Raw genomic sequence first — 22,152 nt, 5'->3', positions numbered from 1 at the left:
TCACTCGGGCCTGCCGGGACATCCCGCAGGCCCGAATTGTATCAAGAACAATAGGGGAGCGCGTCCGTCATGAGCGACCGTATCTTCGGGGTCTTCGGCTTCCTTCTCGCCGCCTTCTATATGTGGCAGGCAACGCAGATCGAGCTGAGCTTCATTTCCGATCCGTTCGGACCAAAGGCCTTTCCATTCATGATCGGCACAGTGCTGGCGATTTCCAGCGTGATCATCGTCCTCAAGCCGGACACCGAGCCCGAATGGCCCACTTTCTCACGTCTTTTCGAGATCGGCATGGCCACCGCGGTGATGGTCGCCTATGCGCTGTTTCTCAAAGAATACGGCTTCGTCGCCTGCACCGCTGTTGCGGCGAGCTATCTCTCCTGGCGCCTGGGCTCCCATCCGGTAGCCGCCTTCACCGCCGGCGTGATGATTGCCGTCGGCATCTATGTCATTTTCCATCTCGTCCTGGGGCTGTCGCTGGCACGCGGCCCCTGGGGCTTCTGAGACGGGAGGCCCTTCATGGACACACTTGCTTCACTCGCAGACGGATTTGCCGTCGCGCTCACCTGGCAGAACCTTTTTCTGGCTCTGATCGGGTGTTTTCTCGGCACCATCATCGGTGCTCTGCCGGGTCTCGGCCCGTCAAACGGCGTTGCGATCCTCATACCGCTCGCCTTCACGCTTGGCCTGCCGGCCACGCCAGCGCTCATCCTTTTGACCAGCGTCTATTACGGCGCCATGTATGGCGGCCGTATCTCGTCAATCCTGCTTAACATTCCAGGCGACGAACCGGCCCTCATGACAACGCTCGACGGGCACCCGATGGCGAAGGCCGGCAAGGCCGGCGAAGCGCTTGCCATTTCCGGTCTCGCCTCGTTTGTCGGCGCCTTCTTCGCCACATGGGGGCTGGTCTTCCTGGCACCGCAGCTCGTCAAGGTCGCGCTGCTGTTCGGACCGGCCGAGTATTTCGCGCTGTTCGTGCTGGCCTTTGCCACGCTTGGCGGCATTGCAAGCCGAAACCAGGCAAAAGCGGCACTCGCCGCCGTTCTCGGACTGGGCATCGCCACCATCGGCGTCGATGGCCAGACGGGCGTACCGCGCTTCTCGTTTGGTGAAGTGCATCTTTATGACGGCATCGATTTTCTGGTCGCCATCGTTGGTCTCTTCGCACTTTCGGAGGTTTTCATCTTCCTGGAACATCGGGCCGGCGGCGGTGCCGACGACAAGGCCGTGAAAGTGGGCCGCATCGTGCCGCCATGGAAGATGGTGCGCGAGACGATCCCCGCCATGGGCCGCTCGACGATCTTCGGCTTCATTGCAGGCGTGCTGCCGGGAGCCGGTGCCTCGCTCGGCTCCTTCATCTCCTACACGTTCGAAAAGCGCATCTCCGACCGCAACGGCACGTTCGGAAAGGGCGACCCGCGCGGTGTGGCAGCACCGGAAGCCGGCAACAACTCGGCGGCTGGCGGTGCACTTGTGCCTATGCTGGCGCTTGGCGTTCCCGGCTCCGGCACGACGGCCGTCCTGCTCGCCATGCTGCTCGCGCTCAACATCACGCCCGGCCCCCTGCTCTTCCAGCAGAACCCGGATGTGGTCTGGGGCCTGATCGCCGCGCTCTTCATCGGCAACATCATGCTTCTGGCCATGAACCTGCCGCTTGTATCGCTTTTCGTGCGGGTTCTCCTGATCCCGACACGCTATCTGATGCCTGCCGTGGCGATGATTTCTTTCGTCGGCATCTACGGCATTTCAGGATCCACCTTCGATCTGGTGGTAATGGTCATCTTCGGTGTGATGGGCTGGGTCCTGCGAAAGCTCGACGTGCCGCTGGTGCCGATAATTCTCGGCGTGTTGCTGGGCGACCAGATGGAGAAGAATCTGCGCCGCGCCATGACCATTCATGATGGCGACTGGACGATGCTGTTCAACTCGTGGCTGGCCATCGGCCTCTGGACCTTTGCCATTGTCGGCTTTGTCCTGCCGCTCATCGTCGGCCGTTACTTCCGGCCGAAAATCGCCGATGAACCCATCGCGGAAGGCGCCGATCCCGACTGACCGGCGCTTTCAGATCAACTGCCTGAGGCGGCGTGGCTCCTGAGCCGCGCCGTTCTCAATGTCAGGAACCCCGTTGCAAGAACGATGATGGCCGCGCCGATCACCGTGTTGAGGCTAGGTATTTCACCGAAGAAGACGTAGCCGACAAGCCCGGAAAGAATGAGGCTTGAATAGCCAAGCGGCCCGAGAAAACCGGCATCGCCCAGCCAGTGGGCGCGCAGGAAACAGAACTGTGCGGCCTGCGAAAAAACGCCCACCGCCAGAAGAAACGGCCAGTGCCCCGCAGCGACCGGCTGCCAGCCAGAGAGCGCGGGCCACGCGGTGATCAGCGCAAGCCCACCCGTATAGAACAGCATCATGACGACCGGTGGCGTTCCCTTGAGTTGTCGTGTGACGATGATGGCGCCGGTTCCGGCCAGAACGGCAGCGAGTGCGGCCAGAAGGGCCGGCGTCCACGGCACATTGCCCGGATTTGCGGCAATGAACGCGCCCACGAGGCCCAGCCCTGCCGCCAGCCAGCGCGAACCGGAAACAGCTTCGCGCAGGATCAGAGCCGAGAGCGCAACAAGAACCACCGGCCGCGTGAAATTCATCGTCATGTAGAGCGCGAGCGGCAGATGCGCGACCGCGTAAAACCCGCCCGTCAGCGCCACCGCCGAAAGAATCACACGGAACACATGCAGTGGAACCCGGTCGATCCGCGCCAGCACGGCGGACTGGCGCGCGAGCCATGGCAGGATCAGGCAGAACCCGACCAGCGCGCGCAGGAAGACGAGCTGCCACGGCGGATAGCCAGCGCCCAGCGCCTTGACGATGGATATGGCCCAGATGTTGAGGCTCATATCCGCCAGAAGCCATGCGCCGGCGCGCAGATTGTCCTTTGCGGTTGCTCCTGCGCTCACGGCCTGGCCACGAGGTTCGCCATCAGGCGGAACGCGCCCGGCACAAGCTTCTCCATCTGATGGTGCAGGATGAGCGCCACATGTGTGTGCCGCCCCTTGCCGATGCGGGCCGAAAGAAGCGCACCCTCATGCGCCGCCTCATCGGGATCGGCCATGGAGAGAAGCGGCTCGTAGGCCTCGTCCCAGCTCTTGGCAAAATAAAGCCCGCGCTCCTTGTGCCAGCCCTTCCAGTCCTCATCCGTGATGCGGTTTGGCGTGTTGAGCAGCGGATGGCTGGGCACAAGATGGGTCACCTCCGCGTTCTCGTCGGTCACGCGCCAGCGCAGCGACGGTTTGCCGATCTCCAGCCGGCGCGGCGGCACCTTCTCCGGGTCCCAGTCGTCCCACGGTCGATGATAAAGCGTGACCAGATTGCCACCGGCCTCCACCCAGGCCTTCACCTGCGGCATGGCGTCCTTCAGCGCCGGTCGCGCACGCATCGCAAAGATGCCGACCACCACCGTGTCGACGCTTCTCAGGCTGTCAGCCGTCAGGTCATTATCGGCGAGATCGGTCACATCCAGGCCCAGCGCACGCAGCCAGTGGCCAACGCGGTCATTGCCGCCACCGATATAGCCGATCCGCACATCCGGTAAAGCCACATCCAGAACCCGCACAGACAGCTGCGCTGGAAACGTGCGCGCGCGCGCATCGATATGCGGATAAGCGATCCTGTTCACGGTTTCGGCGTGCGCGCCATCAATCTGCAACGGAAGACTGCAGAGACCCGATGCAACATCCTGCGGTGCCTCCACGCGAAGGCCACCGGCTACCGGTTCTGCGTTCCAGCCGGAGGGCAGTGCCAGTGCGGCCTGCCCCGAATGCGGGAAAACGTCCGAGATGCGCAGATCGATCTGGCGCGTTTCAGCCGCCGCGTTGATCAATGCGCGGTCGGGAGACAGTGTGGCCGACCGCGCAGGAAGCACGACAGGCGCCCGCTCCAGCGGCAGAAGCGTTTCTGACGAAACCCCGCCGACGGTCACGCCGACACGTATGGCTGGCAGGCGGGCGACACCGGGACTGTAAACCGCCGGATAACAATCCGTGCTTTGTGCACCCGCCGGAACATGGACAACACCATCCGAATGCCGCCAGCCCTCCGGCAGAACGGGTGTGACCTCGGCCACTGGACCCGTCGTTTCGATGGACAGGGCAACCTCTTCGCCCGGACGCAGAACATCACGTTCAAGCGTTGCGCGTACCGAAACGCCACTGGCAATGCGCATGACGTGTGAAAGCTGGATTTCCTTGGCGGCAAGGCGATGGTGCACCTCGCCGCGCGCCCTGTCCGGACAGGCGTCGCGGGCGGCGCGGACTGCCTTGAGTGCCATAGCCGCCTGAAGCGCCACCCTGTTCATATCCGGGAACGCCGCAAATGCAGCCTCGCAGGCCGATTGCGCCATTTCGAGATGGTCGGCGATTTCAGGTGCACCGGCAAATTCTGCCAGATCGGCGAGCGTCGCCGGCAGCCCGTCGGTCAGCTCGTTGTCGGGCCCGTCCACCTCGGACCGCACCAGATGCAGCGGCCAGTCGTTCGGCTCGCCATAAGGCACCCAGCGGCCCATGCCCTGCGTCAGATGGAAGGCGCGCGACTGTTCACCGATCTGCGCCCAGCTCCAGCCCGTCACCGGGTCTTGTCCGGTGCCCTTAACTGTCAGCGTGGCGCTGGGCGGCGGCAGATCGTCATCGTAATTGTCTCCCGCCCCCGACCATGCCGGAAGATAGAGCTTCTTCACCTGCCAGACAGGCAGATCCACATCCGGGAATGTCGGATCGGCGGCAGCGCTCATCACCTCATGGGCGAGCCCCGTCATGGCGCGGTGGTGACCATGCTGGCCCGGTATGTCCAGAAATGTGGGGCAGATGATGTCCGGACGTTCGGTACGGATGATCTCGACAAAGCGTTTGAGCGCCCTCTCACGGCCCCACTTCTCAAGCGTCTCGGTACCGCTCTTTGAGAAACCGAAGTCGAAGATCGTGTCATCGGGCGTTTCGGAGAGCCAGTAGAGGTTGAGCTTGAGCACATCGGCCGCGCGCTCCATTTCCGCCGTGCGCACGACGCCCAGATCGTGCGTCACCTCGGAGCCGATGGCGTTCTGCCCGCCCTCGCCGCGATTGGCGCAGGCATAGGAGAGCGCGATACCGTCGCGCAGGGCCAGCGCCACCAGCATTTCCGACGTCTCGTCGTCGGGATGCGCGCCCGTGTTCATGAAGGAGACGCACGACCTCAGCGGCGCAAGGGCCTGCCAGAGCCTGACGATGCGCGGATTGCGCATCTGCGTTGCAATACGCTCCTGATCGGAAACGGGCATTTCTGAACCTCCCAGAGAATCAAGTTTTTGCGGCAATGCGCGGTGTGATGGTGTCGTGGATGACGAGCGCTGCCCCGCCGAGCGCGGCGGTGAGGCGCCCGCAGGAACCGCGCTGGACACGCGGTGTGGCTCGTCCGGCCCGTGCAGCAACAGAGCCGCCAGGAAGATCGAGCGAGGCAATAAGGTGATCGAGAACCGCATCCGGCATGGCACCGCCAAGAATGACGGTTTCAGGATCGAAAAGGTTCTCGATCAGACCGACCGCCTGCGAAAGCGGACCTGAAGCCTCGTCGATCCACTCCATCAAATGCGCGTTGCCTGCCCTGTAGAGGTTTTCGATATCGGAGGCGCTGCCGATCTCGATACCCGCGCCTGCAAGCCGCGTGCGGGCGGCGATGCGGCTGGCATAGGTTTCAAGACAGCCATGATTGCCGCAGGCACAAAGACGCCCGCCGGGCCGGACAATGACATGGCCGATCTCGCCGGCATTGCCGAACGCCCCGCGCTGCACCTCGCCCTCTGCAACCACGCCAAGGCCAAGCCCTGCGCCAAAATAGATGAAGCAGAAGGTGCGAAGCCCCGTTGCGACGCCACGCACGCGCTCGGCCACGGCGGCAGCCGTCGCGTCGTTTTCTACCACCACAGGCATGTCGAGCGCTTCCTCGAACACGGCAACGGGGTCGCTGTCCTCCCAGCCGTGAAGCGCAGACTGTCCGGCACCCGATATGCCGACCTTGCCGAACGGACCCGGCATCACCACGCCGGCGCCCAGAATCTTCTGGGTCTTGCCGCAACGCCCCTCGAGCGCGCTGGCACGTATACGCCGGGCAACGGAAACAACCGTGGAAGGAGCATTGTCCGGCAACGCCTCGCGTGTGGTGAACAGCGTTTCACCCTCAAGGTTCACCAGCGCACCGAACATCGCGTCCGGCCTGACCTCGATGCCGAGCGCCACCGCGCCGTCCGCGTTGAGCCGATATTTTAGAACCGGTAACCCCCGTCCCTCGGACTGGCGCCCGGCTTCGATCAGAAGCCGGTCCTCCTCCAGTTCGGCAATGATGTTGCTCACGGCCTGCGTCGACAGGCCCGATATGCGCGCAATCTCCGCACGCCCGATGGGCTGTCGCTCACGCACATGGCCCAGCACCACCTGACGGTTGTGAAGCCGGGTGCGTTCAGCGTTCGATCCGACAATGCGACGGGGGTTGCTGATCTTCATATGCGCTTATTAATTCAACTTACTTGAATATTCAACTTGATTGAGTTAATCGTCAGCGAATGGACATGCCGCCTCATTGAGACGGGTGAACAGAGGGTGACTGCTTTGCCAGACAGCATTTGGCTGGCGATCAAAGGGAGCGAACAGAATGAAACTCAACAGACTACGGACCTTCATGATGGGTGCTGCCACGGCAGCCATGACCATGGCTTCTGGCGCAGGCAGCGCTTCGGCGGTCGAGATCGAGTACTGGCAGTACTTCTTCGAAGCGCGCGTCGACGCGATGGACAAGCTGATCGAGAATTTCGAGGCAGCCAATCCCGACATCACCGTCAAGATGACGCATTTCCCCTATGACAGCTATCGCACCAAGGTGGCTGCTGCCATTCCCGCCGGTCAGGGCCCCGATGTCGTCCAGCTCTTCTATGGCTGGCTGAACGATTATGTGGAAGCCGAGCTCATCCAGCCCCTGCCCGCCGACACCTTCCCGCCGGAAAAGATCGAGGAAGAGTTCTTCCCCATGGTCAAGGCGATGCGGATGGGCGACAGCTACTGGGCACTGCCCACTGCCGTGCGCTCGCTGGCGCTCTTCTACAACGAGCGCATGTTCGAGGAAGCCGGCATCGAGAATCCACCGGCAAATCTCGACGAATTCGTTGAAGCCGCGAAAAAACTGACCGAGAAGGACGGTGCCGGGAACCTCACCGCCGTTGGCATCACCACCGGCATGACCGCGCAGGATCACCACTGGATCCGCGAAGTGCTGATCCGCCAGTTCGGCGGCGAGCCCTATCTGGATGACTACAAAAAGGTCAACTACAACAATGAGGCCGGACTGAAAGCCTTTGGTTTCTATAACGATTTGCAGGCCAAACACGGCGTGACCAAGGCCGCCTTCATGGATGAGCCGCAGGCCGCCTTCAAGGCCGGCCGCGCCGGCATGCACATTGACGGCTCGTTCCGCATCGGCGCGCTGGAAAGCGTGCGCGGCCTCAAATGGGGCGTGGCCGAGCTTCCCGCCGGTCCGGACGGCACCAGGTCGAACTATTCCTCCTACTGGGTGAACGCGATCACCTCGAAGGCGGAAGGCGAGAAGTTCGATGCCGCCGTCAAGTTCATGGAGTATCTCACCTCCGACGAGGCCATGCAGATATGGCTTGAGACGGTTGGCGAGCTTCCTGCAAAGCCGTCAGCCGCAATGACCGACGAGAACGTCAATCATCCCGTCTACGGCCCCTTCATCAAGGGTCTCGAATACGCAAAGACCACGGTCTTCGCCAATGAGAGCGCCCAGCGTCAGACGATGGTGGACATGATGCAGCGCATCGAGCTGCAGGGTCAGGCGCTTGAAGAGAGCGTCTCCCAGGCCGCCGGCGAAGAGCAGAAAATCCTCGACGAGTACTACCAGAAATAAGGCCTTATGGGCGTCCGGCCTGCCGGACGCCCAACGCAATTCGGGACGGGGCCATGCGCTTTTACAACAATCTCACCATCTCGCAGAAGCAGATCGTCTGGGCCTGGATTTTTCTTGCCCTGCCGGTTCTCTTCTACGTCGTCATCCGCTTTTATCCGACAGCCAATGCCTTCGTTCTGTCCTTTCAGGAATGGAACCTGCTCGGCGATCGGAAATATGTGGGCCTTGAAAACTACGCCAAGCTGTTCAGCGATCCGGTCTTCTGGAAAGTGTTCAAGAACACTTTCATGTATCTGATCCTGGGCACGCCGGTCAGCCTCGTCCTGTCCTTCATCATCGCCTATCACCTCGACAAGGTGCGCTTCATGCACGGCACCATCCGTGCGCTCTATTTCCTGCCCTTCATGACAAGCGCGGTGGCCATGGCCTGGGTGTGGCGCTGGTTCTACCAGCCGGTCCCCATCGGCGTGTTCAACAATTTTCTGGCGAGTTTCGGCATCAGCCAGATCGAGTTTCTGAGCTCGACAACCAATGCCCTGCCCTCGGTTCTGGCCTGCGCCGTCTGGGCCGGTCTCGGCTTTCAGGTCATCATCTTCATGGCCGGCCTGCGCGCCATTCCGCAAAGCTATTACGAGGCCGCGCGCATCGATGGCGTCTCCACATGGACCGTTCTCACCGAGATCACCATCCCGCTTCTGAAGCCGACAATCGTGTTCCTGGTCGTTTTCTCCTCAATCGGCTTTCTGCGGATCTTCGATCAGGTCTTCAACATGACCACCAACAATCCGGGTGGTCCGCTGAACTCCACCAAGCCGCTGGTGCTTTTGATCTACGACACCGCCTTCAACGGCTTCAACATGGGCTATGCGGCAGCGCAGACCGTCGTGCTCTTCACCATTCTGCTGGTCGTCAGCCTGATCCAGCTTCGACTTTTGAAGGATAGCTGACATGGCCAGTCAGGACATCGCCGTAAAACCTTCCACCGACGCGCTTTTCTCCGGATCCTCGCGTAATTCCAGGCGCAATATGGGCCAGTTCATCCGCTGGGCGCTCCTGTTCGGTGGCGGCATTCTCATGATCATGCCCATCGTGTTCATGGTTTCCACCTCGCTGAAATTTCCCTTCGAGGTCTACAATCTGAACCTGATCCCCGAAGAGCCGACCATCGAAAACTACACCTATGTGCTCGAAGACGGTCGCTTCTATCGCTGGTTCGTCAACTCGCTGGTGATCTCCATCGTCACCACCGCATCCGCCGTCTTCTTCGACGCGCTGGTGGGCTATGCGCTATGCAAGTTCAGGTTTCCCGGCCGCTATCTGGTCTTCATCGCGATTCTCTCCACGCTCATGATCCCGACCGAGATGCTGGTCATCCCGTGGTATCTCATGAGCAAGAGCTTCGGCTGGCTCGACACCTATTGGGGCATCATGTTCCCGGGCGTCATGACCGCCTTCGGCACCTTCCTCATGAAGCAATTTTTCGAGACCGTTCCTGACGATTTTCTCGAGGCTGCGCGCATCGACGGGCTGAACGAATTCCAGATCTGGTGGCAGGTGGCCATGCCGCTGGTGCGCCCGGCGCTCGCCGCCCTTGCGATCTTCGTTTTCCTCGGCAACTGGACCGCCTTCATCTGGCCGTTGATCGTCACCAATTCGGTCGAGATGTACACGCTGCCGGTCGGGCTTTCGAGCTTCGGCGACGAGGTGGACGTGGCCTGGGAACTGATCATGACAGGTGCGGCCATCTCCACGCTGCCGACACTGGTCGTTTTCCTCATCTTCCAGCGCTTCATCATTCGCGGCGTTGTCATGGCCGGCCTCAAGGGATAAGCGCACGATGAGCCTCAACGAGAAATTCCCCCATCCCGTCTACAAGGACACGGTGCTGGCACCGCTTTTTGAAGGCGTGAAGGCCAATTATGTGGGTGCGTTCCGTGCCATCAACCGTGCGCATCTGGTGATGCTCACAGAGACCGGCATTCTCGCCTACGATGACGCCGCTCGCATCGCCGCAGCCCTCATCGACATTGACGAGACGGTCGATGTCGATGCCCTCACCTATACCGGCGAGGTGGAAGACTATTTCTTCCTCGTCGAGGCGGAACTCAAAAAGCGGCTTGGCCCGGATCTCGCCGGCATGCTGCACACGGCGCGTTCGCGCAATGACATGGATCATACGGTCTTCAAACTCACATTGAAGCACCATGCCGACACGCTGATCGGCAAGGCGCACGCGTTGGCCTCCGCTCTGATCGCCAAGTCCGAAGCCGAGCGCGACACGCTGATTGTCGCCTACACGCATGGCCAGCCGGCCCAGCCCTCCACTTTCGGCCACTACCTGTCGGCCGCCGTCGAGGTGCTTCTGCGCGACATCGAGCGCCTTCAGGCGGCCCGCGCCAATATCGACCATTGCCCGATGGGGGCTGCCGCCATCACGACCAGCGGCTTTCCCATTGACCGCGCCCGCATGGCCGATCTTTTGGGCTTTTCCGAGCCGATGCGCAATTCCTACGGCTGCATCGCCTCGGTCGACTATGTCACCGGCCTCTACAGCGCGATGAAGCTCACCTTCCTGCATCTCGGGCGTTTCATTCAGGACATGCAGTTCTGGTCGGCCTTCGAGGTGGGACAGCTCCATGTGCCCGGCAGTCTCGTGCAGATTTCGTCCATCATGCCGCAAAAGCGCAATCCCGTGCCCATCGAGCATCTGCGCCATCTTGCGTCGATGACCTGCGGGCGCGCCGATGCGGTCGTCAACACGATGCACAACACGCCCTTCACCGACATGAATGACAGCGAGGGCGAGGTTCAGGTGGCTGGCTATTCAGCCTTCCAGAGCGGCGCGCGCGTGCTCGATCTTCTCGCAGCGCTGATCAGCGTCGTCTCCATCGATGGGGAGCGGGTTGCAAAAAACATCGATGCCGCCTGCATCACGGTCACGGAACTCGCCGACACGCTGGTGCGCCGCGAGGGGCTTTCCTTCCGGCAGGCGCATGAGATCGCCGCCGCCACGGCCCGCGCCGTCATCGCCGATGGCAAACCACTCGGCGACGGGTTCGAGGCTTTCTCCAAGGCTTTCAATGAGCTTTCTGGCCGCGACAGCACGCTCGACCCCGCAGCCTACACCGAGGCCGTCAGCGCACGCCATTTCGTGGCGGTGCGCGAGCGTTTCGGTGGTCCGGGCCCCGACGCCATGAACGAGGCGCTTCAAACCTATCGCGCCACCCTCACCCGCCTTTCAGAACAACAGGCAGCGGACCTTGCCCGCGCCGAAAAAGCCGGGGCCGCGCTCGATGCCGCCTTCGGCGCTCTCTTGCAGGAGTAGACCCTTGGCCACCTTGTCCCTTCGCAATCTCGTCAAATCCTACGGCAAGGTCGAAGTGCTTCACGGCATCAATCTCGACGTGGCCGATGGTGAATTCGTCGTCTTCGTCGGCCCGTCGGGCTGCGGCAAATCCACGACCCTGCGCATGATCGCCGGCCTTGAAGAGATCAGCGGCGGCGAAATCCACATCGGCGAGCGCCTCGTCAACAATCTGGAGCCCAAGGAGCGCGACATCGCCATGGTGTTCCAGAACTACGCAATCTATCCGCACATGTCGGTGCGCAAGAATATCGGCTTCGGCCTGCGCACGTCCAGGCTTTCAAAAGAGGCGAAGGACAAGCGCATCGACGAGGTGGCCGCCATTCTCGGCATGACCGACCTCTTGGAGCGCCGCCCCAACCAGCTTTCGGGCGGGCAGCGCCAGCGCGTCGCCATCGGCCGTGCCATGGTGCGCGATCCCGCCGTCTTTCTGTTCGACGAGCCGCTCTCCAACCTTGATGCGCAACTGCGCACCCAGATGCGGCTTGAAATCAAGAAGCTTCACCAACGCGTTGGAAACACGATCATTTTCGTGACGCACGACCAGGTGGAAGCCATGACCATGGCCGACCGGATCGTGATCATGAAGGATGGCTATATCCAGCAGGTCGGCACGCCGCTTGAGGTTTATCACAAGCCGGCAAACACCTTCGTCGCCCAGTTCATCGGCGCGCCCTCCATGAACATGCTGCCGGGCAACTGGGCCGGAAAGGGCGTCAAACTCGGGGGCGGGCTCGGCATCGATCTGCCCCAACGCAGTGCCTCGGAAGGGGCCGACGTGATCCTTGGCATCCGGCCAGACGATCTCGTTGTCACCGGCGGCAACGGGCTTTTCTCGGGCACGGTCAACATTGTCGAGCCGCTCGGTGCCGACACGCTGGTCTATGTCGGCGTCAACGGCCATGAGGTGATCGCAAAGGCATCGGGCCGCAAACCGCCAAAAGCCGGCGACACGGTCAAGCTGACGGCAAAGGCCGGCGAAATGCATCTCTTTGATGCCAAATCCGGGGAGGCGCTGCCGTGACGCAAGCCAACCGGTCGGGCCGCGTCCTGAGCGTGGGGCGGCTCTACTGCGATCTGATTTTTACCGATCTGCCGAAAATGCCAACGTTGGGTGAAGAAGTTTTTGCCGGCGGCCTGTCGATCAAGCCAGGCGGCGGCGCGTTCATCACGGCTGCCTATGTGGCCGCCCTCGGTCGTCCGGTCTCATTGGCCTCCGCGCTCCCTTCGGGGCCGTTCGCCTCAGCACTGATGAAAGAGCTTGAGGCAAGCGGTGTCGATCTTTCGGCCTCGCAGCCCATGCCCGACACGCTCGATCCGCAGATCACCGTGGCCATGACATCGGGCACGGAACGCGCGTTCCTCACGCGCCGCGCCGGTCCCGCCGTGCCGGAAACATTTGCGCAAGTCATCGCCAACGGTGACTTCGCCCATCTCCATATCGGCGAGCTCGCTACTCTGGTCGAAGCGCCCTTCCTCATCGAACAGGCGCGCGGTGCGGGGCTTTCCATCTCGCTCGACTGTTCATGGGACGATGCGGTTCTGGCGCGCGATGATCTTGCCGCGATGATCGGAGCAGTGGACATATTCCTGCCCAACGAAACCGAGGCGCAGCGGCTTGCCATTTCCCCGGGAAAGAAACCGCCCGCACCGCTTACAATCGTCAAGCGCGGGCCGGAAGGATCCATCGCGATCAGCGCCGAAACCACCGTCTCTATGCCGACGCAGCCCGTCAATGTAATCGATTCCACGGGGGCCGGAGACGCGTTCAATGCCGGTTTCATCGATGCGTGGCTTTCCGGAAAACCGGTTGAACAATGCCTTGCAGCCGGCAATCGCTGCGGGGCCGAAGCCGTCATGCGGGTTGGCGGCGCAACCGACCTGCCCGATCTGAGCGCACTGGTAAAGGCGGCCTCCTAGAGCATTTTGCAGGCAGGTGAATTCACCTGCCGTTCGCACAAATGCGGAAAAATATACAGATTGAGCGGAGCAGCGTTTTCGTGAAACGATGAGCCGCTTAAAGAGGTCCGGCCTCCACCTCTTCGCCTGCCCTTTCCTTCAGGCGAGCAAAACTCATGGCCACATGGGCGCGGCGGATTTGCCCGACGCTTTCCAGCGCCCCGCAGGCCACCGCAGCGGCAATGTCGGAGACTTCGCGCAGGAAAAAGCCGATCTCGCTGGCAAGCGTTTCTTCCGTGCCGTCCTCGCCGGCAGCACGCTTCAGCCAGATCCTCGTCGTCTGATAATAGAGCCGCTCGGAAAACTCCTGCAGCGGTTCGTTCTCCGTCAATGTCATCAGGAGATGGAAGAAATCCATATTGAGCTGCGCAAAGGCGCGCTGGCTGGGCGTTCTCACCAAAGCCTCACAGCGCGTCTTCATGCCAGCGAAGGCGCGTTTGGCGTCTTCATCGGGCTCTATCGGTGAAAGCTTGCCGATCAGCTCCGAAAGCTCCACCCGCAGGCGGTAGACCTGTTCCAGCGAGGCGATGTCGATATCCGTGACGATGGTTCCCACGCCATGGACAGAGCGCAGATAACCCTCGTCCTCGAGCCGGGCCAGAACCCGGCGGATCGGCGTTCGGCTGGTGTCGAATTCCTCGGCGAGGTCCTCTTCGCGCAGCCGCATGCCCGGCGGATAGTCGAGCAGACAGATGCGTTCGCGCAAAAGCGTGTAGATACGCTCGAACCGCGCACGTGCCTCGCCTGTCATCGCTCTGGCTCCATCGCCCTCAGCTCACCTTTCTGCCCAGCCGGTCAAGCATGCCAAGGCATTCTTCGAGCTGTTCCAGAGAAACGAACTCGTCTGCCTTGTGCGCCTGTTCGATGGAGCCCGGCCCGCAGATGACGGAGGATATCCCCGCTTTCTGGAAAAGCCCCGCCTCCGTGCCGAACGCCACCACTTCCGCCTCGGTGAGACCGGTAAGCTCCGAAACGATCTGCCGCGCCTCCGATTCGGTTACCGGCTCCAGCCCGTCCACCTCACCGATCACATGGGTGACGATGTCAGCGCCCTCAAAAACCGCCTTCATGGCTGGCTTCAGCTCGGATTCGACAAACGCGCGGATGCGATCTTTCACAAAATCCGCATCCTCATTGCGCACCGGGCGCATTTCCCATTCCACGGAGCAGTGGTCGGCAATCACGTTGCGGGCCGCACCACCCGAGATCGTGCCGACCTGAAGCGTCGTCCAGGGCGGATCGAACCGGTTGCCCTTCGGCGCGCGCGTCTTCAGCTCCTCGGCCAGCGCCATGAGCCGCGAAATATAGCGCACCGCATATTCAACCGCATTGACGCCGCGTTCAGGAGAAGAGGCATGGCCGGCCAGCCCGCGAAACTCGGTCGTGTATTCAAAGCAGCCCTTGTGACCCTCGATGATGCGCATCATGGTCGGCTCGCCAATGATGGCGACGGAGGGCCGGAGTTCGGTCCGCTCCAGTTCCTCCACCAGCGCGCGCGCGCCAAAACACCCCACCTCCTCGTCATAGGTGAAGGCGAAATGGAGCGGTCGCTTGAGATCCAGCTCGGCAAAATGCGGAGCCATGGCGAGTGTGCAGGCGATGAACCCCTTCATGTCGCAGGTGCCACGCCCATAGAGCCTTCCATCCGCCTCGCGCAGGGCGAAGGGATCGCTCGCCCAGTCCTGCCCCTCCACCGGCACCACGTCGGAATGGCCCGAAAGCACGATGCCGCCATCCCCTTCGGGCCCCAGCGTGGCGAACAGGTTGGCCTTGTGCCCACTCTCGTCCAGCGTCATTGAAAGCCTTGCACCGAGCGCGCTCAAAAGCTCGCTGGCATAGGCGATCATTTCCAGATTGCTGTCCGCCGAAATGGTGGGAAACCCCACCAGATCGGACAGGATGCGCGTCGTGTTTTCCAGCGTTTCGGATCGCATGGATCAGTTCTTCACGATCAGTTCGCGCGGGCGGCGGCACAGCGCCTCGGCTGGCCCGTCTTCGGTGATCAGGATGCTTTCGGTGATTTCCAGCCCCCAGTCGGCCATCCACAGGCCCGGCATGAAATGGAAGGTCATGCCCGCTTCCAGAATTGTCTCGTCCTCGCGGCGCAACGAGATCGTGCGCTCGCCCCAGTCCGGCGGATAGGAAATGCCGATCGGATAACCGCAGCGCCCGTCCCGCGTTATGCCGGCCCGCTCCAGCGCGCCATAGAGCGCATCGGCGATCTGGCCTGCGCGATTGCCCGGTCGTGCGATCTCAAGCCCGGCCTCGATGCCTTCCACCAGCGCCTTTTCCGCATCCAGCATGTGCTGCGGCGGCGTGCCGAGAAACACGGTGCGGCAGAGCGGCGCGTGATAGCGGCGATAGCAGCCGGCGATCTCGAAGAAGGTTGCATGCCCCTGCTCGAACCGACGCCCGTCCCAGGTCAGATGCGGTGCAGCCGCGTCCGAGCCGGTCGGTAGGAGAGGCACGATAGCCGGATATTCGCCCCAGTCGTCATCCACACCGCGTATGGCGTCCGCATAGATCTCGGCCACCAGATCGTTCTTCTTCAGGCCCGGCTCGATGCGCTCGACAATACCGTCGATCATCTTTTCGGAGATCCGCGCCGCCCGGCGCATGAAGACGATCTCCTCTTCGGATTTCACGGCGCGCTGCCAATTCACCAGCGCCGTCGCATCGACAAAGGTCGCGTTGGGCAGTTCTTCCTTCAGAACCAGATAAGCCTTGGCGGAAAAATAATAGTTCTCCAGCTCCACGCCGATCCGCTTGTTGCCAAAGCCATGGGCACGCAGAATTTCGGCCAGATGCTGCATCGGATGCAGCGTGTTGGCCTGCACATAATGGTCGGGATAGCGCAGCACCCGGTCGTCATCCATATAGACCGTGCGCACGGCGCCGTTTCCGTCCATCGACCGGCCCCACCAGATCGGGTCGGCATCCTTGAAGACGATCACCCCCTGATGGACATAGAACGACCATCCGTCATAACCCGTCAGCCAGGCCATGTTGGAGGGATCTTCCACGAACAGAACATCGATACCCTTTGCCTCCATGGCGTTGCGGGTCTTTTCGAGGCGAGCGGCATATTCCTGCGCGCTGAAGGGCATTTCGGCTGCTGGCATGGTTCCTCCAAAAAGCGAAAGACCGGACGCTTTTGCACCCGGCGAAACCGTACACCGGAAAGGCAATTCGCAACCTTGTGTACAACTATTCCATGATCACATTTTCGAACCGGTGAATCGCAGGAAAACGACATCGAATGTCGCTACTTCTATTCCCGAGCCAACGATGTTGTGTACAAATCAGCACCATCATGCTGCCTCGCAGACAATCCGGGAGATTTTCATGAGCCACAGGGCTACGCTTGCGCTGGCAGACATTCTGGCTGCGCGTCGCCGCATTGCTGGTATCGCGACACGCGATACCCCTCTCCCGCCGTCGCCCTTTCTCAGCCGTCTCGCGGGAGATGACTTCCTCCTCAAGCTCGAGATTGGACAGGCAAGCGGCGCCTTCAAGCTGCGCGGTGCCGCCAATGCGGTCCTCACCCTGCCGGATGACGCCACCGGCGTCACATGCTGCTCCACCGGCAATCATGGCCGCGCCGTCGCCTATGCCGCACGCGCGCGTGGCCTGCGCGCCGTTATCTGCATGTCGAAGCTGGTACCGGAGGCGAAAATCGCCGGCATCAGGGCGCTTGGTGCCGAAGCCCGCATCATCGGTGCAAGCCAGGATGAAGCGCAGGTCGAAAGCCGCCGCCTCGCCGATGAAGAGGGGTTTTGCGAAATCTCCCCTTTCGATGACCTCGCGGTCATCGCCGGCCAGGGCACGATCGGGCTTGAGCTTCTGGAGCAGCGCCCGGATCTTCAAACCGTGCTCATACCGCTGTCGGGCGGCGGGCTCGCGGGCGGCATCGCGTTCGCGCTGAAGACGATCAAACCTTCCATCCGTGTCATCGGCATCACCATGGAGCGGGGTGCGGCCATGCACGCCTCGCTTGCCGCCGCAATGCCGGTCGCCGTCACCGAAGTGGCGAGTCTCGCCGATTCGCTCGGCGGCGGGATCGGGCTTGAAAACCGCCATTCCTTCGAACTGTGCCGCAATCATCTGGATGATGTCGTGCTCGTCACCGAGGAAGAAATCTATCGCGCCATGCAGGCGCATTATTTCGAAGACCGGCTGGTGTGCGAAGGGGCGAGTGCCGTCGGTGCCGCCGCCCTCATGGCCGGCAAGATTTCCGGAAGAATCGGCCCCACCGCCACGCTCATCACCGGACGCAATGTCGACATGCGGGTCTTCACCGACATTGTCTGCGGCCGCGATGTGGCGCTCGGCGACACGATCATCAAGGGAGCGCCCCATGCCGCATGATATTCTTGTCCTGACCGAAGCCGATCTGCGCAAGGCCGTCCGGCTCGACCTCAAAGCCATCGACGTGGTGGAAGAAGCCTTCCGCGCGCTCGCTTCGGGCGGCGTCATCATGCCACCCATCCTCTCCATGGACATTCCGCAGGTTCATGGAGAGGTGGATGTGAAGACGGCCTATATTCCGGGCTTCGAAGGCTTCGCCATCAAGGTCAGCCCCGGTTTCTTCGACAATCCGAAAATCGGCCTGCCGAGCCTCAACGGCCTGATGATCCTGTTTTCGGCGAAAACCGGCCTCGTGGAGGCGCTTCTGCTCGACAATGGCTTTTTGACCGATGTGCGCACAGCTGCCGCCGGCGCGGTCGCCGCCCGCCACATGGCACCCTCGACGGTCGAGACAGCGGGCGTCATGGGAACCGGCGTTCAGGCCCGCCTGCAAATGATCGCCGCCCATCAGGTCCGTCCCTTCTCCCGCCTTCTCGTCTGGGGGCGTGATGCGGCAAAGGCCACAGCCTGTGCGAACGATCTTGCCGAAACCCTCGGCATCGAAGTGCAGGCAGAACCGGACCCGGCCCGCCTCGTCGCTCAAAGCCAGCTTGTCGTCACCACCACGCCGGCCCGAGAGCCTGTTCTCAAGGCCGACTGGCTGCATCCCGGCCTCCACATCACCGCGATGGGCTCCGATCAGGAAGGCAAGAACGAGATCGAGCCGACGGCTCTCACCCGCGCCGATCTCTACGTCGCCGACCGTGTGAGCCAGTGCGAAAAACTCGGCGAACTGGCAGCCGCGATTCATGACGGCGTATGGCATGGCGGCACGCCACCCGAACTCGGAGACATCGTTTCTGGAGCCGGTACCGGCCGCACCGGCGATGACCAGATCACCATCTGCGACCTCACCGGAACGGGCGCGCAAGACACGGCCATTGCCACATTTGCGCGCGCCCGGGCCTTGACAGCGAAGGCCGGGACGACGATCCAGAGCTGACCATGCTCAAGCTCGACGATCGCGATCTCAAAATTCTGGGTATCCTTCAAAGGGAAGGCCGCATCTCCAAGGCGGCACTGGCCGAACGCGTGAACCTCACGCCCGCCCCCTGCTGGGAACGGCTGAAACGCCTTGAAAAGGCCGGCATCATCACTGGCTACCGCGCCGAGGTGGCGCTGGCGAAGCTCGCCCCGCACATCGCCGTCTTCATGGCCGCCGAACTTTCTGGCCACCGCGCGGAAGACTTCCAGCGATTCGAACGCAGCGTTCAGGACATCGATGAAATCACCGGCTGCTGGGCTGTCGGCGGTGGTTTCGATTATATCCTGCAGATCATCGCCCGCGACATCGACACCTATCAGCGGCTGGTCGATCGGCTTCTTGAGATGAATGTGGGGCTGGCGCGCTATTTCACCTACATCGTCACCAAGCCGGTGAAACAGCCGGGCGCGTTTCCGCTCGGCGTTCTGGTGAACACCGACGAGACGGCGCAGAAGGAATAGTGGGCGCGGGCCACGAAGTTCAGAAGAAACCTTGGTGCGCCCTGCCAAGATCGTCAGAAAATTTGGCGGCCCGAACGGCATAATCCCAGTCGATCCATAAACTGGAAATCCGCTTGGGAGTGAGCCGATGTCCGCTATTGCAGCCCTTCAGAAAACCGCCCTTTCCGACCTCGCCGATCCGCGTCTTTTCCGCGAATACGCCTATGCGAACGGCCACTGGATCGCCGCACCCGGCGACCCGGTCGTGGATGTCTTCAACCCGGCCGATGGCGCGCGGCTCGGCTGCGTTCCGGCACTCACCGCAGAGCAGGTCGATGAGACCATCGAAGCGGCGCATGCCGCATTTCCCGCCTGGGCGGCCCTTCTGCCGCAGGAGCGCGCGCAGATCCTGATGCGCTGGTACGACCTGATTGTCGCGGCCAAGGAAGACCTCGCCCATCTCATGGTTCTCGAACAGGGCAAGCCGCTCTCGGAAGCGCGCGGCGAGATCGATTACGCCGCCTCTTTCGTTTCCTTCTACGCCGAGGAAGCCAAGCGCGTTTCGGTCGAGAGCGTCGCTTCGCACCTGCCGGGCGCGGACATGCAGGTTTCGCGTGAGCCTGTGGGCGTCGCGGCCCTCGTCACGCCGTGGAACTTCCCCTCCGCCATGCTCACCCGCAAGGCGGCAGCGGCCCTTGCCGCCGGCTGCACCGTGGTGTCCCACCCGTCATCCGAGACGCCCTTCTCCGCACTCGCCCTTGCAGAACTCGCCGAGCGCGCCGGCGTGCCGGCAGGCGTCTTCAACGTGCTCACCGGCAAGGCAGCCGAAGTGGTCGGCGCGATGACCGCCTCAACCCGTGTGCGCGCCGTCTCCTTCACCGGCTCCACCGAGATCGGCCGCCTGCTCTACGCGCAGTCCGCACCGACCGTGAAGCGCCTGGTCATGGAGCTTGGCGGCCATGCGCCTTTCATCGCCTTTGCCGATTGCGATCTCGACCATGCGGTCGAGAGCGCCCTTTCGGCCAAGTTCGCCACGTCCGGGCAGGACTGCCTTGCCGCCAACCGCTTCTATATCGAGCGCTCCATCTACGACGCCTTCGTCGCGGCCTTCGCCCGCAAGGTCGAGGAACTGACGGTCGGGAACGGCCTCACCGATCCCGATATCGGCCCGCTCATCCATGAGCGCGCGGTCGCGAAGCAGAAAGAACAGGTCGCCGATGCGCTCGCAAAAGGCGCGCGTCTGGTAACAGGCGGAAAAGTGTCGCGGCACGGCCCCACCTTCTTCGAACCCACGGTTCTGGCCGATGTGCCAGAAACCGCCCTCATCTTCCGTGAGGAAACGTTTGGGCCGATTGCCGCCTTCACGCCCTTCGACGACGAGGCGGACGTGCTGGCGAAGGCAAACGACACAGAGACAGGCCTCGCCGCCTATCTGCACACGCGGGATCCCGGCCGCATCGCACGCCTTTCGCGCGGTCTCGAATTCGGCATGGTCGCCGTGAACCGCACCAAGATCACCGGCGCGCCCATCCCCTTTGGCGGGGTCAAGCAGGCGGGCCTTGAGCGCGAGGGCTCCCGCCATGGGCTGGAAGCCTTCACCAACATCAAATATGTCTGCCGCAACATCGGTTGAGCAGCGCTGAATACACAGTTTGAGACGAACAGGAGAGTGACATGCTGTTGAAGAACGACCAACTCGACCAGTGGGACCGCGAGGCCTTCTTCCATCCCTCGACCCATCTGGCCCAGCATGCGCGCGGCGAAAGCCCCAACCGCATCGTGACCGGCGGCAACGGCGTCTATATCGAGGATCGTGACGGCAACAAGCTGCTTGACGCCTTCGCCGGCCTCTATTGCGTCAATGTCGGCTATGGCCGCACCGAGATCGCCGACGCCATCGCCGAGCAGGCGAAGGAACTTGCCTATTACCACGCCTATGTGGGCCACGGCACGGAAGCCTCCATCAAGCTTGCCAGGATGATTGTCGACCGTGCGCCGGAAAACATGTCCAAGGTCTATTTCGGCCTCGGCGGCTCCGATGCCAACGAAACCAACGTCAAGCTGATCTGGTACTACAACAACATTCTCGGCCGCCCCGAGAAAAAGAAGATCATCTCGCGCTGGCGCGGCTATCACGGCTCCGGCCTGATGACGGGCTCGCTGACCGGCCTTGAGCTGTTCCACAAGAAGTTCGATCTGCCGCTTGCCCAGGTGGTCCACACCGAAGCGCCCTATTACTACCGCCGCCCGGACCTCGCCATGAGCGAGGAGCAGTTCACCGCCCATTGCGTGGCCGAGCTTGAAGCGCTGATCGAGCGTGAGGGCGCGGACACCATCGCAGCCTTCATCGGCGAGCCCGTGCTCGGCACGGGCGGCATCGTGCCGCCGCCGGCCGGATACTGGGCCGCGATCCAGAAAGTGCTGCGCAAGCACGACATCCTGCTCGTGGCCGACGAGGTGGTGACCGGCTTTGGACGCCTCGGCTCCATGTTCGGCTCCATCCATTACGACATGGAACCCGACCTCATCACCATCGCCAAGGGCCTCACCTCAGCCTATGCGCCGCTTTCCGGCTCCATCGTCGGCAAGAAGATGTGGGAGGTGCTTGAGCGCGGCACGGATGAATACGGCCCGATCGGCCATGGCTGGACCTATTCGGCCCACCCGATTGGTGCTGCCGCCGGCATCGCCAATCTCGAACTGGTCGACAAGCTTGGCCTCGTGAAGAATGCCGGCGAGACAGGCGCTTATTTCGTCAACGCCATGCGTGACGCCATTGGCGACCACGCCCATGTTGGCGAAGTGCGCGGCGAAGGCATGCTCTGCGCCGTCGAATTCGTGAAGGAGCGTGAGAACCGCCAGTTCTTCGACGCTTCCGAGAAGATCGGCCCGCAGATGGCCGCAGCCCTTCTCGAACAGGGCGTCATCGGCCGCGCCATGCCGCAGGGCGACATTCTGGGCTTTGCACCCCCGCTCTGCCTGACGCGCGAAGAAGCAGACACGATTGTCGATGCGACAGCCAAGGCCGTGAAGACCGTCTTCAAGGACTGATCTCGAGG

General features: G+C 62.2%; 19 protein-coding genes. 13 read left to right on the top strand and 6 right to left on the bottom strand.

Going from position 1 to position 22,152, the window contains the following annotated elements:
* Positions 1–69: 69 nt before the first annotated feature.
* Both BLW55_RS01185 and BLW55_RS01180 read left to right on the top strand, forming a co-directional pair.
* Positions 70–501 (top strand): tripartite tricarboxylate transporter TctB family protein, encoded by a 432-nt coding sequence (locus BLW55_RS01185; RefSeq protein WP_007006783.1) that lies wholly within the window; start codon positions 70–72, stop codon positions 499–501.
* Between the two features lie 15 nt (positions 502–516).
* Positions 517–2,052: a tripartite tricarboxylate transporter permease gene (locus BLW55_RS01180; protein WP_007006784.1), complete on the top strand. Its 1,536-nt coding sequence runs from the start codon at positions 517–519 to the stop codon at positions 2,050–2,052.
* Positions 2,053–2,066: 14 nt separating this feature from the next.
* On the opposite strand, the gene BLW55_RS01175 is transcribed toward BLW55_RS01180, so the two are convergent.
* From BLW55_RS01175 to BLW55_RS01165, 3 genes are read right to left on the bottom strand one after another with little or no spacing between them, the layout of a single operon-like run.
* The gene (locus tag BLW55_RS01175; protein WP_090326125.1) at positions 2,067–2,954 is read right to left on the bottom strand and encodes a DMT family transporter; all 888 of its coding nucleotides are present in this window, start codon (positions 2,952–2,954) and stop codon (positions 2,067–2,069) included.
* A complete protein-coding gene (locus BLW55_RS01170) occupies positions 2,951–5,305 on the bottom strand; it encodes a PIG-L family deacetylase (protein WP_090326123.1) in 2,355 nt (784 codons plus the stop codon). The genes BLW55_RS01175 and BLW55_RS01170 overlap by 4 nt, the downstream gene beginning before the upstream one ends.
* 19 nt (positions 5,306–5,324) lie before the next feature.
* Complete coding sequence (locus BLW55_RS01165; protein WP_025029765.1) at positions 5,325–6,524, bottom strand: ROK family transcriptional regulator; 1,200 nt, start codon at positions 6,522–6,524, stop codon at positions 5,325–5,327.
* Between the two features lie 148 nt (positions 6,525–6,672).
* Here BLW55_RS01165 and BLW55_RS01160 point away from each other — a divergent pair, with 148 nt between their 5' ends.
* The 6 genes from BLW55_RS01160 (at position 6,673) to BLW55_RS01135 (ending at position 13,222) form a co-directional block, all read left to right on the top strand.
* Positions 6,673–7,938 (top strand): sugar ABC transporter substrate-binding protein, encoded by a 1,266-nt coding sequence (locus BLW55_RS01160; protein ID WP_090326119.1) that lies wholly within the window; start codon positions 6,673–6,675, stop codon positions 7,936–7,938.
* A 53-nt stretch (positions 7,939–7,991) separates the two neighbouring features.
* On the top strand, positions 7,992–8,885 hold the full coding sequence (locus tag BLW55_RS01155; protein WP_090326116.1) for a carbohydrate ABC transporter permease: 894 nt from the start codon (positions 7,992–7,994) through the stop codon (positions 8,883–8,885).
* A gap of 79 nt (positions 8,886–8,964) precedes the next feature.
* Positions 8,965–9,768: a carbohydrate ABC transporter permease gene (locus tag BLW55_RS01150; protein WP_425286767.1), complete on the top strand. Its 804-nt coding sequence runs from the start codon at positions 8,965–8,967 to the stop codon at positions 9,766–9,768.
* 7 nt (positions 9,769–9,775) lie between these two features.
* Positions 9,776–11,263, top strand: a complete 1,488-nt coding sequence (gene argH / locus BLW55_RS01145) for an argininosuccinate lyase (RefSeq protein ID WP_090326111.1) — start codon at positions 9,776–9,778, stop codon at positions 11,261–11,263.
* Between the two features lie 4 nt (positions 11,264–11,267).
* The gene (locus BLW55_RS01140; RefSeq protein WP_090326108.1) at positions 11,268–12,326 is read left to right on the top strand and encodes an ABC transporter ATP-binding protein; all 1,059 of its coding nucleotides are present in this window, start codon (positions 11,268–11,270) and stop codon (positions 12,324–12,326) included.
* A complete protein-coding gene (locus BLW55_RS01135; RefSeq protein WP_090326106.1) occupies positions 12,323–13,222 on the top strand; it encodes a carbohydrate kinase family protein in 900 nt (299 codons plus the stop codon). Before BLW55_RS01140 ends, BLW55_RS01135 begins: the two co-directional genes overlap by 4 nt.
* A gap of 97 nt (positions 13,223–13,319) precedes the next feature.
* Here BLW55_RS01135 and BLW55_RS01130 read toward each other — a convergent pair whose 3' ends face one another.
* The 3 genes from BLW55_RS01130 to doeA are packed head-to-tail and all read right to left on the bottom strand — an operon-like array spanning position 13,320 to position 16,383.
* Positions 13,320–14,012 carry a GntR family transcriptional regulator gene (locus BLW55_RS01130; protein ID WP_025029761.1) on the bottom strand — a complete coding sequence of 231 codons (693 nt, stop codon included), beginning with the start codon at positions 14,010–14,012 and terminating at the stop codon, positions 13,320–13,322.
* Between the two features lie 19 nt (positions 14,013–14,031).
* Positions 14,032–15,195 (bottom strand): acetylornithine deacetylase, encoded by a 1,164-nt coding sequence (gene argE, locus BLW55_RS01125; protein ID WP_090326103.1) that lies wholly within the window; start codon positions 15,193–15,195, stop codon positions 14,032–14,034.
* 3 nt (positions 15,196–15,198) lie between these two features.
* The gene (gene doeA / locus BLW55_RS01120) at positions 15,199–16,383 is read right to left on the bottom strand and encodes an ectoine hydrolase DoeA (RefSeq protein ID WP_090326100.1); all 1,185 of its coding nucleotides are present in this window, start codon (positions 16,381–16,383) and stop codon (positions 15,199–15,201) included.
* A gap of 223 nt (positions 16,384–16,606) precedes the next feature.
* Here doeA and eutB point away from each other — a divergent pair, with 223 nt between their 5' ends.
* The 5 genes from eutB (at position 16,607) to BLW55_RS01095 (ending at position 22,144) form a co-directional block, all read left to right on the top strand.
* A complete protein-coding gene (gene eutB / locus BLW55_RS01115; protein ID WP_090326099.1) occupies positions 16,607–17,629 on the top strand; it encodes a hydroxyectoine utilization dehydratase EutB in 1,023 nt (340 codons plus the stop codon).
* Positions 17,619–18,611 carry a cyclodeaminase gene (locus BLW55_RS01110; protein WP_090326096.1) on the top strand — a complete coding sequence of 331 codons (993 nt, stop codon included), beginning with the start codon at positions 17,619–17,621 and terminating at the stop codon, positions 18,609–18,611. Before eutB ends, BLW55_RS01110 begins: the two co-directional genes overlap by 11 nt.
* A gap of 2 nt (positions 18,612–18,613) precedes the next feature.
* Positions 18,614–19,114, top strand: coding sequence for an Lrp/AsnC family transcriptional regulator (locus BLW55_RS01105; protein WP_090326094.1), 501 nt, complete (start codon positions 18,614–18,616; stop codon positions 19,112–19,114).
* Positions 19,115–19,241: 127 nt separating this feature from the next.
* Positions 19,242–20,726 carry an NAD-dependent succinate-semialdehyde dehydrogenase gene (locus BLW55_RS01100; protein WP_090326089.1) on the top strand — a complete coding sequence of 495 codons (1,485 nt, stop codon included), beginning with the start codon at positions 19,242–19,244 and terminating at the stop codon, positions 20,724–20,726.
* Between the two features lie 44 nt (positions 20,727–20,770).
* A complete protein-coding gene (locus BLW55_RS01095; protein ID WP_090329847.1) occupies positions 20,771–22,144 on the top strand; it encodes an aspartate aminotransferase family protein in 1,374 nt (457 codons plus the stop codon).
* Positions 22,145–22,152 lie beyond the last annotated feature (8 nt).

The organism is Nitratireductor aquibiodomus (genome assembly GCF_900105565.1).
Lineage (GTDB): Bacteria > Pseudomonadota > Alphaproteobacteria > Rhizobiales > Rhizobiaceae > Nitratireductor > Nitratireductor aquibiodomus.
Note: the sequence above shows the minus strand (reverse complement) of the source record. Positions and strands in the feature narration are given on the sequence as shown.